Source organism: Methylobacterium persicinum (genome assembly GCF_022179525.1).
In the GTDB taxonomy this organism is placed as follows: domain Bacteria; phylum Pseudomonadota; class Alphaproteobacteria; order Rhizobiales; family Beijerinckiaceae; genus Methylobacterium; species Methylobacterium persicinum.
The window spans coordinates 41,229-54,660 of sequence record NZ_BPQX01000030.1; the positions used below are offsets into that span (position 1 = coordinate 41,229).

A 13,432-nucleotide genomic window follows, 5' to 3' on the forward strand; every position below is an offset into this window, starting at 1 on the left:
GCCGCCTCGATCACCGGGCGGCACGCGCGCGATTACTATGGAAGCAGCGCGCCCTGTCAATTGCGCAAGGCTCATACCGGGCGCGGGACAGGTGTGCCGGCAGGGCGTGCGGGCGGTGTGCAAGCCTGTCCGCAATCCCCCGCCCGCCCTTGCGCGGGCGCCCTCGGCCATGCTCCAGAACCCCCGCGACCTGAACGAGGAGCCTTCGCATGAGCACGATCAAGGAACGCTTGGCCAAGCTGGGGCTAACCCTGCCCAAGGCGGCGGCACCCGTGGCGAACTACGTGCCCTTCGTGCGCACGGGCAACCTCGTGGTGATTTCGGGGCAGGTCTGCTTCGGGCCCGACGGCACGATCGCCCCCGAGCATACCGGCAAGGTCGGCGGCGCGGTCTCCCCGGAGGCCGGCAAGGCCGCCGCCCGCCTCTGTGCCCTCAACGTCCTGGCCCAGCTCGAGGCGGCCGTGGGCGACCTCGACCGGGCGGTGGAGCAATGCGTGCGGCTGGGCGGCTTCATCAACAGCGCGCCCGGCTTCTCAGCGGTGGCCGGGGTGATGAACGGCGCCTCCGACCTGATGGTCGAGGTTCTGGGCCATTGGGGCCGCCACGCCCGGTCCACGGTCGGCGTGGCGGAACTGCCCCTCGACGCGGCGGTCGAGGTCGAAGCGATGTTCGAGGTCCGGGGATGACCGGGGCCCCCGGCTGGCTCACCGCGCGGCCGATTGCCCATCGCGGGTTGCACGACCGCGCCGCCGGGCGGCCGGAGAACACCCTGGCCGCCGCCCGCGCGGCGGTGGCGGGGGGCTTCGCCATTGAATGCGACGTCCAGCGCAGCGCCGACGGCGAAGCGATGGTGTTCCACGATTTCGCCCTCGGGCGGCTCACGGACGTGGGCGAGCGGGTGGGGGACACCTCCGCGGCGGCACTCGGCCGCCTCGCGGTGGCGGGCTCTGTGGAGCGGATCCCGACCCTGCCGGACTTCCTGGCGGCGGTGGCCGGCGCCGTGCCGGTGATCGTGGAGATCAAATCCGCCTTCGACGGGGACCTGCGCCTCGCCCGCCGCACGGCGGAGGTCGCCGCCGCCTATGCCGGTCCGGTGGCGCTGAAATCCTTCGACCCGGAGATCGTCGCGGCGCTGCGCGATGGGCTGCCCGCCCGTATCCCCCGGGGGATCGTCGCCGAGACGAATCAGGACGACCCCGTCTACGCCGCCATGCCCGACAGCCGGCGCCGGAGCCTGCGCGACCTCCTGCATTTCGGTGAGACGCGGCCGGATTTCCTCTCCTGGCGGATTGACGACCTGCCCTGCGCTCCGACCCACCTGTGCCGTCTGCTGGCGGGGACCCCGGTCATGGCCTGGACGGTGCGCACCGCCGAGCAGCGCGCCGCGGCCGGAGCCCATGCGGACCAGATGGTGTTCGAGGGGTTCGTGCCCTGAGGGGGCATCTTCGCGCCTTCGCGCACGCCGGTTCGGCGTTGAAAAATTCAGCAATCACAATGGCCTGGAGCGTTTTTTGTGATCTATGGATTACAGAATATGCTTGAAATCGCGTCGCCTCGCTCGCGATGACGGCAGGAACGGGCCGAGAGCCCCTCTCGGGCTCAAGCCGTCTTGGACAGTGATTTTCACTGTGCCATGATGCCCGCAGGAGGCCCGCCATGCCCACGCCCCGCGGACAGATGACCGTCATCCTCACCGACGAGTTGGAGAGATTCGTCAGGGACAAGGTGCGAGAGGGCGCCTTTGCCACTCCGAGTGAGTACATCCGCGATCTGGTTCGCGCCCGCTATCTGGCGGAGCACGACCGGGCTGCGCGGCTGAAGGCGCTCGATGCCGCGTTGGCCGAAGGCTTGGCGGATGCCGAGGCTGGCAGGCTGGTGCCGGTCGGCGAGGCGTTCGCCCGTGTCCGAGCTGCCCTCGGAATTGCCGACGAGGATATGAACGCGTGAAGGTCGTCCTGTCCGAAAGGGCGGTCGATGACCTCATCGCCATCGGCGCATATATCGGGCGGGACAATCCCGCCCGCGCCGCCAGCTTCGTGGCCGAACTGGAGGCGCGCTGCATGACCCTGGGCGACATGCCCAAGGGCTACCCGCTATTGATCGGGCACGAGGCGAGCGGCATTCGCCGACGACCGTTCGGCGATCACCTGATCTTCTACCGGGTCGAAGAGATCGACTTACGCATCGTTGTATTGCGTGTGCTGAGCGGCGCGCGGGACATCGAAGCGATCCTGTTCACGGCCGAGTGACAGCACCCCTGCGTGTCCTGCAGCGATCCGCCGCTTGCCCCTCCCCCTCCGGCCGTTAGATTGTCGGGCATGAAGCAAGCCTCCGCGCCGCCGGACGCCGCAACCCTGACGGTGAGGGCGATCCCTGGCCTCAAGGAGATCGGAGCGCAGGTCTGGGATTCCTGCGCCCTCTCCCCCGAGACCCTCGCGGCGGGCGACGAGACGTTCAACCCCTTCGTCACGCACGCCTTCCTCTCGGCCCTGGAGGATTCGGGCTGCGTCTCCCGGCGGACCGGGTGGCTGCCCCTGCATGTGGTGGTGGAGCGCGAGGGCAAGCTCCTCGCGGCGGCCCCCTGCTATCTGAAGTCCCACAGCCAGGGCGAGTACGTCTTCGACCATGGCTGGGCCGATGCCTACGAGCGGGCGGGGGGGAACTACTATCCCAAACTGCAGGTCAGCGTGCCGTTCACGCCCGTCACCGGGCCACGCTTCCTCATCGCCCCCGGCGCTGACCCAGACGAGGCGACGGGCGCCCTGGTCGCCGGCCTGAGGGCCCTGCGCGGGGAAACCGAGGCGTCCTCGATCCACGTCACCTTCATGCGCGAGGCGGAGTGGGAGCGTGCCGGGGCGGCGGGGTTCCTCAAGCGCACGGACCAGCAGTTCCACTGGGAGAACGACGGCTACGCCACCTTCGACGGCTTCCTCGACGCCCTCGCCTCCCGGAAGCGCAAGACCATCCGGCGGGAGCGGCGCGATGCCCTCGCGCCGGGCATCACCGTGGAGCCTCTCACCGGCGCCGACCTGACGGAGGCGGTGTGGGACGCCTTCTACGCGTTCTACGTCGATACCGGCTCCCGCAAATGGGGCCGGCCCTACCTCAACCGGCGATTCTTTTCCCTGCTGACGGAGCGGATGGCGGATCGGATCCTGCTGGTCATGGCCAAGCGGCAGGGGCGCTACATCGCGGGCGCCATCAACATGATCGGCGACACGGCCCTCTACGGGCGCAACTGGGGCTGTATCGAGGACCACCCCTTCCTGCATTTTGAGGTTTGCTACTACCAAGCGATCGAGTTCGCGATCGCGCGCGGCCTCAAGCGGGTCGAGGCCGGGGCGCAGGGGGAGCACAAGCTCGCCCGGGGCTACCGCCCGGTGCTGATGCACTCCGCCCACGACATCGCCGACCCCGCGCTCCGCAAGGCGGTGGCCGACTACTTGCAACGTGAGCGGGCCCATGTGGCCGAGGCGGTCGATGTCCTCGACACCCTCACCCCCTTTCGGCGCGGCACACCCGACGAGCAGGATTCATGAACCCGATCGACCGCATTCAAGGCTTCTCCGATGAACTGACCGCCCTGCGGCGGGACCTCCACGCCCATCCCGAGACCGGATTCGAGGAGGTGCGCACCTCCGGCATCGTGGCGGACCTGCTGGAAAAGTTCGGCTGCGAGGTCCACCGGGGCGTCGGCGGCACCGGGGTGGTCGGGCTGCTGAAGGGCCGCAGCGACAACGGCCGCCGCATCGGCCTGCGGGCCGACATGGACGCCCTGCCCATCGAGGAGGAGACCAACCTCCCCTACCGCTCCATAATTCCCGGCAAGATGCACGCCTGCGGCCATGACGGGCATACGACCATGCTGGTCGGCGCGGCGCGCTATCTCGCCGAGACCCGCGACTTCGACGGCACCGCAGTGTTCATCTTTCAGCCGGCGGAGGAAGGGCTCGGCGGCGCCCGTGCCATGCTGAAGGACGGGCTGTTCGAGCGGTTTCCCTGCGACGAGATCTACGGCCTGCACAACCAGCCGGGGGGGCAGCACGGGCAGATCAAGCTGTGCACCGGCCCGATCATGGCGGCGGCGGACTTCTTCGACATCCGCATCCGCGGCCGTGGCATCCACGCCGCGCAGCCCCACCGGGGCATCGATCCGATCATCGTCGCCACCGGCCTCGCGCAGGCGCTGCAATCCATCGTGTCGCGCAACACCGATCCCCTGAAGTCGATCGTGCTCTCGATAACCCGGATCGCGGCCGGTTCGGCCTACAACGTCATCCCTGAGACGGCGCACATGGCCGGCACGGTGCGGACCTTCGATGCGGAGGTGCGCAAGCTCGCCGGCACCCGGATCCGCGAACTGGCGGCGGGCTTCGCCGCCGCCTACGGCGCCGAGATCGAGGTGGACCTTCAGGACGTGTTCTCGGTGCTGGAGAACGCACCCGCGCAATCCGCCGCCGCGACCGAGGTCGCGACCGAACTGCTGGGCGCCGAGAACGTCGATCCGCACGCCACCCCGCGCATGGGCAGCGAGGATTTCGCCGACATGACGATGCGGGTGCCGGGGGCCTATGTCTGGCTCGGCGCTGGCCCTGGAGCCGGGCTGCACAATGCGGCCTACAACTTCAACGATTCGATTATCCCCATCGGAAGTGCGTTCCTGGCCCGCATGGTGGAGCGCCGCACCGCCGCCTGAGGCTCGACAGGGAACCGGGGCAGTGCGATCCTTCCCCAAAATCGGGGGGACCGGGAGGCCGGAATGTCGGCGGACATGCGCGAATCGCGGGCGAGCCTGATCCTGCTCGGCGTGTCCGTGGCGGCGGTGCTGATTTTCGGGGCGCTCACCCTGCTCACGCAACTGGGGTGAGGAGGGACAGGGCCCGCCCGGGATCATGCATCCCCGCGGCCGGCACCGGCGGATCGTGGAGTCAGTCGAGCGAGCCCTGCCGCCCTCACCGTCCTTGCGAGCGCAGCGAAGCAATCCAGGGTAGCGGGACGCTTCAGATCGTGGCGCATCCGTGGATTGCTTCGCGATGCTCGCAAGGACGGGGTTGGCACCTTGCAAAACGCCGGGGCGCCGCCCGAACCAGACCCTTCAGATCGCGATGGTCGGCCGCCCGGTCCCGAAGCCGGCGGGGTCGAAGGCCGCGCTCTTGATGATCGCTACCACCTCCCGGCCCGGGACGAGGCCGAGGTCGCGCACCGCTGCCTCCGTCAGCTGGGCGGTGAGGATGGCGCCAGCGCAATCGATCTCCACCAGCACCCCCGTTCCGGCGGACGCCAGGGCCAGCACCCGGCCCGGCAGGGTGTTGCGGGCGGAGAGACCCTGCGGCGCCTCCGTTGCCACCAGCACGTCCCGGGCGGGGATGCGGACCCGGACCGTCGCGCCCTTTGGCCGGGCGAGGTCCGGCACTAGCAGCATCCCGGCCTGACCGGTGAGGCGGGTGAGGCCGGTCCGCGGGTCGCGCCCCTCCACGATCATGTCGAGGAGGGCGCCGGGCTCCCCGTGCAGGGGAATCAGGTCGGCCCGGCGCAAAATCTCTTCGGCCGGACCAGTTGCGGCGACCCGGCCAGCGTCGAGCACCACGATCGTTCCGGCGAGCCGCGCCACCTCCGCGACAGAATGGCTGACATAGACGATGGGCACCCCCGCCTCGTCGCGCAGGCGCTCGATGTAAGGGAGGATCTCCGCCTTCCGGCCCTCATCGAGGGCGGCGAGGGGCTCGTCCATCAGCAGGAGTCGGGGCCTCGCCAGAAGGGCCCGGCCGATGGCGACCCGCTGGCGTTCGCCCCCCGACAGGCCTGCCGGCTGCCGGGCCAGGAGCGGCCCGATCCCGAGCATGCCCGTCACGGCGTCGAACTCCGCCGGATCGTGGGGCAGCCGGGCGAAGACCCGGCCGTAGGCGAGGTTTTGCGCCACGCTGAGGTGGGGGAACAGCCGGGCATCCTGAAACACCACGCCGACCCGGCGGCGGTGGGGCGGCAGGACGATGCGGGCGCGGCGGTCCACGAGGACGTGGCCCGCCACCGCGATCCGGCCCCGGTCCGGGGTGGCGAGGCCGGCGATCAGGTCGATCAGCGTGGTCTTGCCGGAGCCCGATCGCCCGAACAGGGCCGTCAGCCCCAGCCCGGCGGTGAAGGCCGCCTCGAGGGAGAACGCGCCGCGCCTGAGGGCCACGTCGACGGCGATGACCTCCGAATAATCCGAGCCCGCCGTCATCCCACCCCCAGCCGCCTTCCGGCCCGGGCAGCCAGGGCCTCCGAGGCTAGGAGCGCCGAGACCGACACGGCCACGGAGACGAGGGTGAGGCGAAGCGCCGGTCCCTCCCCGCCCGGCACCTGGGTCAGCGTGTAGATCGCCGAGGGCAGGGTCTGCGTCTCGCCGGGAATGTTCGAGACGAAGGTGATGGTCGCGCCGAATTCACCCATCGCCTTGGCGAAGGCGAGCACCGCCCCGGCGAGGCATCCCGGCAGACTGAGGGGCAGGGTCACCGTGAGGAACACCAGGAACGGGGAGGCGCCCAGGGTCCCCGCGGCGTCCTCGAGTCGCCGGTCCACGGCTTCCAGGGAGAGGCGCATCGCCCGGACCATCAGCGGAAAGCCCATCACCCCACAGGCCAGGGCCGCCCCCGTCCAGCGGAAGGCGAAGACGATTCCCCATTCGGCGAGCGGCGCGCCGAGCACCCCCCGTCGGCCGAAGGCCAGGAGCAATAGGTAGCCCGTCACCACCGGCGGTAGGATCAGGGGCAGGTGGACGAGACCGTCGAGGAGCGCCCGGCCGGGAAAGCGGCGCCGGGCCAGCAGCCAAGCCACCGCCAGCCCAAGGGGCAGCGAGACGAGCGTCGCGCTCGTCGCGACCTTCAGGCTGAGGAGGACCGCCTGCCACTCGTCCGGGCCGAGGCCGAAGGTCAATGGCCGCTGCCCGGGGCGGCGATCACCGTGAAGCCCTGCCGCTCGAAGGCGCCCCGGGCCGGCGGGCTCGTCAGGAAGGCCAGGAACGCTGCGGCGTCGGGATTGGCTGAATCCTTCGTCAGGGCCGCCGGGTAGGTGATGGGGGGGTGGCTGTCCGAAGGGAAGGTCGCCACCACCCGCACTTTCGGCTCCGCGGCGGCATCCGTGGCGTAGACGATGCCGAGCGGCGCCTCTCCGCGGGCGACGAGCAGAAGCGCGGCGCGCACATTCTCGGCCTGCGCCACCTGCCCCTTCACGGCCTCCCAGGCGCCGAGCTTGTCCAGGGCCGCCTTGCCGTATTTCCCCGCCGGTACCGCCTCCGTGTTCGCCATGGCGAGCTTGCCGCCGGCAATGGCCTTGGAGAGCGTCGAGCCCAGGTCCGGCGCCAGGGCGATCTGCGGGTCGGCGCCCGCCCCCGCCCCCGCCGGAGCGATCAGCACGAGGGCGTTGCGCAGGAGATCGAAGCGGCTGCCGGGCCGGATGCTCCCCGCCTTCTCCGCATAATCCATCCATGCCTCGTCGGCGGAGATGAACAGGTCGGCCGGCGCCCCCGCCTCGATCTGCTTGGCCAGGGCGTTCGAGCCGGCATAGGAGATCCGGGTCGCCTTGCCGGTCTGCTTCGCCCACAGGGCGGAGGCGTCGTCGAGGGCATTCTTCAGACTCGCGGCGGCGAAGATCACCACCGGTTCCGCCGCCCGCGCCGGCTGCACCGCCAACGGGAGCAGGCAGGCGAGGGCCGAAAGCCAGATCCGTCGTGTGATCGCCGAACGCATCCGCACCATACCCTGTCCCCGCACCCTGTCCCCGCCGCGGACCCGACCGTTATATCCGGCCGGCTATGGCGGTGATCTTACGGCCCTCCATCGCCGGGGCAAGGGGGCGTTGTCCCCTTCATGGGCGCGAGGCGGCGCCAGATCGGGCCCCGTCGCCGCCGGTGACGGACGGATCGGGCGGGGTCGGCAGGCAGTCCACCGCCCTGTGCAAGCGGCTGAGGGCCACCAGGAGCCGGCCCGGGAGGGGCGAATCAGGCAGGGGTGGGCCGAATTGCGCATCGGTTCGCCGGGCCGGCGCCTGCGCCAGAACGATCGGCCCATGCGGGCCAGGCTGGCCGGAGAGGGGACGACTCGAACGCATCACTCTTACGCATCCCATGAACGACTTCGTCACGAAGCCCCCAAAAACGCCGACCCGGCGGCCGGGTTCCGGGTCTGCGTGGTGAACGCCTGAACACGATGCCGCATTCCTGGGCACCGTCGCGTGAGAATCGCAGGTGACGCCCTCCCAGGAGCGGATCGCGCGTGCACCCCCCTGTGACACGGCGCCCGGGGGCGCTAACACGGCGACCATGCTCGAAGGCCTGCCACCCCACCGACCGACCCACGTCCTGCGCCTGGACACCGACGAACGGTCGGCGCGGGCGATGACGGATCTGCTCGGGGAGATGTTCGATCCGACCGAGACGGCCGTGGCCGCCTTCGAGGATGAGGACGGGAAGACGTGGCGGCTCGAAGCCTATTTCGCCGATTCGCCGGACGAGCAATTCGTCCGCGACCTGATCCGCCCTGTGATCGGGCCCCAGGCGGACGAAGCCGAGTTCCGCACCATCGCCGAGCAGGATTGGGTGCGCGCCTCCCTGGAGGGGCTGAAGCCCGTCCGAGCCGGCCGTTTCCTGATTCACGGCGCCCACGACCGGGATGCGCGGCGGACCAACGACCTCGCCATCGAGATCGAGGCGGCGCTGGCCTTCGGCACCGGCCATCACGGCACCACCCTGGGCTGCCTCCAGGCCCTCGTCGCCGAGCGCAAGCGCCGCCGGCCGCGCCATGTCCTCGACGTCGGCACCGGCACGGGCATCCTCGCCTTCGCCGCCGCCAGGGACCTGCGCCAACCGGTGGTGGCGGGAGACCTCGACGGCGAGGCCGTGACCACCGCCCGGGAGAATGCCCGCCTCAACGGCCTCGGGCCCTGGCTCAAGCTCTACCACGCCGCCGGCACCCGCCACCGCATGGCCGCCCGGCCCCGCCATTTCGACCTCGTCTTCGCCAACATCCTCGCCAAGCCCCTGCGGCTGCTCGCGCCGAGCCTGACCGCCGTCGTGGCCGGGGGCGGGACGCTGATCCTGTCCGGCCTGATCGAGCGGGACGTGCCCGGCGTCCTCTCCGCCTACCGTCACCAGGGCTTCGCCCTCGTCCGGCGGGGGACGATCGAGGGCTGGGTGCATCTCGTCCTGCGCCGGGGTGGCGCCGCGCCGCGGGCGATGGCGACGCGCGCCCGGTGACGACATCCGGCCAAATGGCCGAATGGGCCGTTGCCGCCCGGGCGTTGCGGGCGCTAGGCTCCCGCCATGACCGAACGCCGCCGCTTCCAGACCTTCGACGATCCGGGCCACCGTAAGGGACCGGAGCGTATCGCCGCCCTGCGCGCCGCCCTGAGGGAAATCGGGGTCGATGGGTTCGTGGTGCCCCGGGCCGACGAGCACCAGTCGGAATACGTGCCGGCCAATGCCGAGCGCCTCGCGTGGCTCACCGGCTTCACCGGATCGGCGGGGACCGCCGTGATCCTGAACGACTCCGCCGCCCTCGTGGTGGATGGGCGCTACACCCTCCAGGCGCCTGCCCAGGTCGATACCGGGCTGGTAACCGTCGTGCCGCTGTCGGACAAGTCGCCGGAGGCGTGGCTCGCCGAGCATCTCGGCCGGGACCGGGTGTTGGGCTACGACCCGTGGCTGCACACGCCCGATGGGGTGAGCCGCCTGGAGCGGGCGGCGGCGAAGGCCGGCGGCAGCCTGCGCGCCCTGCCCGAGAACCCGATCGATGCCTGCTGGGCCGGGCGCCCGAAGCCCCCCGCCGGCCGGGTCGTGGCCCATCCCGAGGCCCTGGCGGGCGAGGCGGCGGCGGACAAGCTCGCGCGGGTGCGGGCGGCGCTGGAGGCCGATTCCTGCGATGCCCTCGTGATCTCGGACCCGCATAACCTCGCCTGGGCCTTCAACCTGCGCGGCGGCGATATCGGCCACACACCCCTCGCCCTCGGCTACGCGATCCTGCCGCGGGAGGGCCGCGCCCGGCTGTTCCTCACCTCCGGCGACATCGACCCCGCCCTGCGCGCCGCCCTGGACCCCATCGCGGAGGTCGCGCCGCGGGCCGATCTCGACGAGGGAATCGCCTCCCTGGCCGGCGCCCGGGTGCGCCTCGACGGGGCGACGGGGACCGCGGCCCTGAAGGACCGGGTCGAGGCCGCGGGCGGCACGGTGGATGTCGGCAAGGATCCGATCACCGCCATGAAGGCGGTGAAGAACGGCGCCGAGATCGCCGGCACCCGGGCCGCGCATCTGCGCGACGGGGCAAGCGTGGTGCGCTTCCTCGCGTGGCTCGACGGGCGGGCGGCCGCGGGCGACCTCACCGAGATCGCGGCGGTGGAAGCGCTCGAGGATTTCCGCGCGGCGGGCGGGGACCTTCGCGACGTCTCCTTCCCCACCATCTCCGGTTCCGGCCCCAACGGCGCCGTCGTCCACTACCGGGTCACCCGCGAGACCGACCGCCCGGTGCGGCAGGGCGAACTCTTCCTGGTCGATTCCGGTGCCCAGTACCCGGACGGCACCACCGACATCACCCGCACCCTCGCCATCGGCGCGCCGACCCAGGAGATGCGCGACCGCTACACGCGGGTGCTCCAGGGCCATGTCGCCATCTCCCGGGCGGTCTTCCCCAGGGGCACGACGGGCGCCCAGATCGACGCCTTCGCCCGGGCGCCCCTGTGGCGGGCCGGCCTCGACTTCGACCACGGTACCGGCCACGGGGTCGGGGCCTTCCTCTCCGTGCACGAGGGGCCGCAGCGCATCGCCAAGACCGGCACCGTGGCCCTGGAACCGGGGATGATCCTCTCGAACGAGCCCGGCTACTACGCCACCGGCCGCTACGGCATCCGCATCGAGAACCTCGTCCTCGTGGAGCCCCGGACGGTTCCGGGGGGCGAGCGGCCGGTGCTCGGCTTCGAGACCCTGACCCTCGTTCCCTACGACCGGCGGCTGATCGATGCCTCCCTGCTCGACGCGAGCGAGCGCGCCTGGATCGATGGCTACCATGCCCGCGTCCGGGAGGCCCTGTCGCCCCTGGTGGATGGGCCCACGGCCGCTTGGCTAGACGAGGCGACGGCCCCGCTCGAGGGCTGAGCGCCCGATTTCCCGGGTTGAGGGAGGGCGAGGCGAGGTGACCGCTTGGTCCTGGGCTCCCCGCCCCGTAAAAGCCGCTGGGGCCGGGGAGAAACTTCCGGCCTCCCGGCGCGAAGAGCCCCGTATGATCGTCCGTCTGCTCCTGATCCTCGCCTGCCTCGGCCTCGGCCCGGCGATGGCCCAAAGCCCGGCGCAGGGCTTCCGCACCCCCGCGGATCTCGTGCAGGCGAGCCTCCTGGCCGAGCCGGCGGCCGTGGCGGGGGGCACGCCCTTCACCCTCGCCATCCACATGCGGCTGAAGGCCGGCTGGCACGTCTACTGGCGCAATCCCGGCGATTCCGGCCTGCCCCCCGAAGTGACCTGGACCATGCCCGCGGGCTTCGGCACGGGGGGGATGCGCTGGCCCGCGCCCCACCGGATCCCGATCGCCACGCTCATGAACTACGGCTACGAGGATGAGGTGACGCTCCTCATCCCCGTCACGCCGCCGCCGAGCCTGGACCCCGCCGACCCGGTGCGGATCGCCGGCAAGCTAACCTACCTCGTCTGCGAGACGGAATGCGTGCCGGGCTCGGCCGACCTGCAGATCACCCTGCCCGTGGGCGATCCCAAGCCCGACCCGGACAACGTCGCCCTGTTCGCCCGGGCGCGGGCGGCCCTGCCCGTCGCCCCGGTCTGGCCGCTCAACCTGTCGAGCCAGGGCGACCGGCTGCGCCTCGACTTCGCCGCGGCGGGCCTCAAGCCCGAGACGATCAAGTCCGCGGCTTATTTCCCCTATGCCGAGACCGCCATCGACAATGCCGCCGAACAGGTGATGAGCATCGATGCGTCCGGGCTGCATCTCACCTTGGCCCGGGGGGACGACAAGGCCGCCCCCACCTCCCTCCCCGGCGTGCTGACGGTGGAGGAGGAGACCGGCAACGGCACCGTCCGTCTCGCCTTCTCCTATGGTGACGAGCCTGTCGGAGCGCCTTCCCCGGCCCCCGCCGCGGCACCCTTCCGCACGCAGGCGCCACCCACTCCCGTCTCCGCTCCCGTCGCGGATCAGCCGACCCTGCTGGCGGCCATCGGCCTCGCCTTGCTCGGGGGGCTCATCCTCAACCTGATGCCCTGCGTCTTCCCGGTCCTCTCCATCAAGCTGCTCGGACTCGTCCGCCAGTCCGGCGAGAGCCGGTCGCGGGTGCGCCTGCACGGCCTCGCCTACACGGCTGGCGTGCTCGCGAGCTTCCTGGGTCTCGCGGCACTGCTGATCGCCCTGAAGGGCGGCGGGGCGAGCCTCGGATGGGGCTTTCAACTGCAGTCGCCGCCGGTCGTGGCGGCCCTTGCCTATCTCCTTGTGGCAGTGGGCCTGAGCCTGTCCGGCGTTTTCTCCCTCGGGGGCCGATTCGCCGGTATCGGGGATGGCCTCGCCCGCCGGTCGGGCCTGCCGGGATCGTTCTTCACCGGGGTGCTCGCCACCCTGGTCGCGACACCCTGCACCGCGCCCTTCATGGGCGCGGCCGTGGGCTTCGCCCTGACGCAGAGTGCGCCCGTGGCCCTCAGCGTCTTCGCCGCCCTGGGCCTCGGGCTCGCGCTACCATTCCTGGCGTTGACGGTGTGGCCCTCCGCCCTGCGGATCCTGCCCCGACCGGGGGCCTGGATGGAGGTCCTGAAACAAGCCCTGGCCTTCCCCGTCTACGCGACGGCGGCGTGGCTGATCTGGATCCTGGCGCAGCAGGTCGATGCGCGGGGGCTGTTCGCCGCGCTGATCGGCGTCGTGCTCGTGGGCTTCGCCGCCTGGGCCTGGGAGCGCAGCCGCGCCGCGACGCCCTTCGGCGAACGGATCTTCCAGGGTCTCGCCGGCCTCGCCCTCATCGCCGTGGCGACCCTGGGCCTCGGCCTCGCGCATCAGCCTGTCATCCCCGGACAGGCGCAGGCCGCCGATGGGATCGAGCCCTTCAGCCGCACGCGGCTCGACGCATTGCTGGAGGCCAAGCGGCCGGTCTTCGTGAACCTGACGGCGGCGTGGTGCATCACCTGCGCCGTCAACGAGGCCACCTCCCTCTCCCGGCCCGCGGTGCTGGCGGCGATGCGGGCCAAGGGCGTCGCCTCCCTCAAGGGAGACTGGACCAACCAGAACCCCGAGATCACCCGCCTGCTGGAGGAGCACGGCCGCAGCGGCGTGCCCCTCTACCTCCTCTACGCCGATGGCGGGGCGCCCCGGGTTCTCCCGCAGATCCTCACCGAAGGCACCGTCCTCGATGCCCTCGCCGCCCTCCCCGACCGGGGGCGCAGCGCCGCACTCGACCGCTAGAACGGTTTCGGAAATCTTTG

At 71.3% G+C, this 13,432-nt stretch carries 12 protein-coding genes; 9 read left to right on the forward strand and 3 right to left on the reverse strand.

Annotated elements, in window-relative coordinates; genetic code table 11:
• Positions 1-209 precede the first annotated feature (209 nt).
• The 6 genes from MFF22_RS13145 to MFF22_RS13170 all read left to right on the forward strand — a co-directional run bounded on the left by MFF22_RS13145 (position 210) and on the right by MFF22_RS13170 (position 4,696).
• On the forward strand, positions 210-686 hold the full coding sequence (locus MFF22_RS13145) for a RidA family protein (protein ID WP_238249421.1): 477 nt from the start codon (positions 210-212) through the stop codon (positions 684-686).
• Positions 683-1,435, forward strand: coding sequence for a glycerophosphodiester phosphodiesterase family protein (locus MFF22_RS13150; RefSeq protein ID WP_238249422.1), 753 nt, complete (start codon positions 683-685; stop codon positions 1,433-1,435). The genes MFF22_RS13145 and MFF22_RS13150 overlap by 4 nt, the downstream gene beginning before the upstream one ends.
• Before the next feature lie 221 nt (positions 1,436-1,656).
• Complete coding sequence (locus MFF22_RS13155) at positions 1,657-1,947, forward strand: type II toxin-antitoxin system ParD family antitoxin (protein ID WP_238249423.1); 291 nt, start codon at positions 1,657-1,659, stop codon at positions 1,945-1,947.
• Positions 1,944-2,249 carry a type II toxin-antitoxin system RelE/ParE family toxin gene (locus tag MFF22_RS13160; RefSeq protein WP_238249424.1) on the forward strand — a complete coding sequence of 102 codons (306 nt, stop codon included), beginning with the start codon at positions 1,944-1,946 and terminating at the stop codon, positions 2,247-2,249. Before MFF22_RS13155 ends, MFF22_RS13160 begins: the two co-directional genes overlap by 4 nt.
• Positions 2,250-2,318: 69 nt before the next feature.
• Positions 2,319-3,539: a GNAT family N-acetyltransferase gene (locus MFF22_RS13165; RefSeq protein WP_238249425.1), complete on the forward strand. Its 1,221-nt coding sequence runs from the start codon at positions 2,319-2,321 to the stop codon at positions 3,537-3,539.
• Positions 3,536-4,696, forward strand: a complete 1,161-nt coding sequence (locus tag MFF22_RS13170; protein ID WP_238249426.1) for a M20 aminoacylase family protein — start codon at positions 3,536-3,538, stop codon at positions 4,694-4,696. The genes MFF22_RS13165 and MFF22_RS13170 overlap by 4 nt, the downstream gene beginning before the upstream one ends.
• A 399-nt stretch (positions 4,697-5,095) precedes the next feature.
• Here the strand turns inward: MFF22_RS13170 and modC are convergent, their stop codons facing one another.
• From modC to modA, 3 genes are read right to left on the reverse strand one after another with little or no spacing between them, the layout of a single operon-like run.
• Positions 5,096-6,220, reverse strand: coding sequence for a molybdenum ABC transporter ATP-binding protein (gene modC / locus MFF22_RS13175; protein ID WP_238249427.1), 1,125 nt, complete (start codon positions 6,218-6,220; stop codon positions 5,096-5,098).
• Positions 6,217-6,912, reverse strand: coding sequence for a molybdate ABC transporter permease subunit (modB, locus tag MFF22_RS13180; protein WP_238249428.1), 696 nt, complete (start codon positions 6,910-6,912; stop codon positions 6,217-6,219). Before modB ends, modC begins: the two co-directional genes overlap by 4 nt.
• Positions 6,909-7,733: a molybdate ABC transporter substrate-binding protein gene (gene modA / locus MFF22_RS13185; protein WP_370877606.1), complete on the reverse strand. Its 825-nt coding sequence runs from the start codon at positions 7,731-7,733 to the stop codon at positions 6,909-6,911. Before modA ends, modB begins: the two co-directional genes overlap by 4 nt.
• A 563-nt stretch (positions 7,734-8,296) precedes the next feature.
• Here modA and MFF22_RS13190 point away from each other — a divergent pair.
• From MFF22_RS13190 to MFF22_RS13200, 3 genes are all read left to right on the forward strand, one after another.
• Positions 8,297-9,229 carry a 50S ribosomal protein L11 methyltransferase gene (locus MFF22_RS13190; RefSeq protein WP_238249430.1) on the forward strand — a complete coding sequence of 311 codons (933 nt, stop codon included), beginning with the start codon at positions 8,297-8,299 and terminating at the stop codon, positions 9,227-9,229.
• 66 nt (positions 9,230-9,295) lie between these two features.
• The gene (locus MFF22_RS13195; RefSeq protein ID WP_238249431.1) at positions 9,296-11,119 is read left to right on the forward strand and encodes an aminopeptidase P family protein; all 1,824 of its coding nucleotides are present in this window, start codon (positions 9,296-9,298) and stop codon (positions 11,117-11,119) included.
• Between the two features lie 124 nt (positions 11,120-11,243).
• Positions 11,244-13,412, forward strand: coding sequence for a protein-disulfide reductase DsbD family protein (locus MFF22_RS13200; protein WP_238249432.1), 2,169 nt, complete (start codon positions 11,244-11,246; stop codon positions 13,410-13,412).
• Positions 13,413-13,432 lie beyond the last annotated feature (20 nt).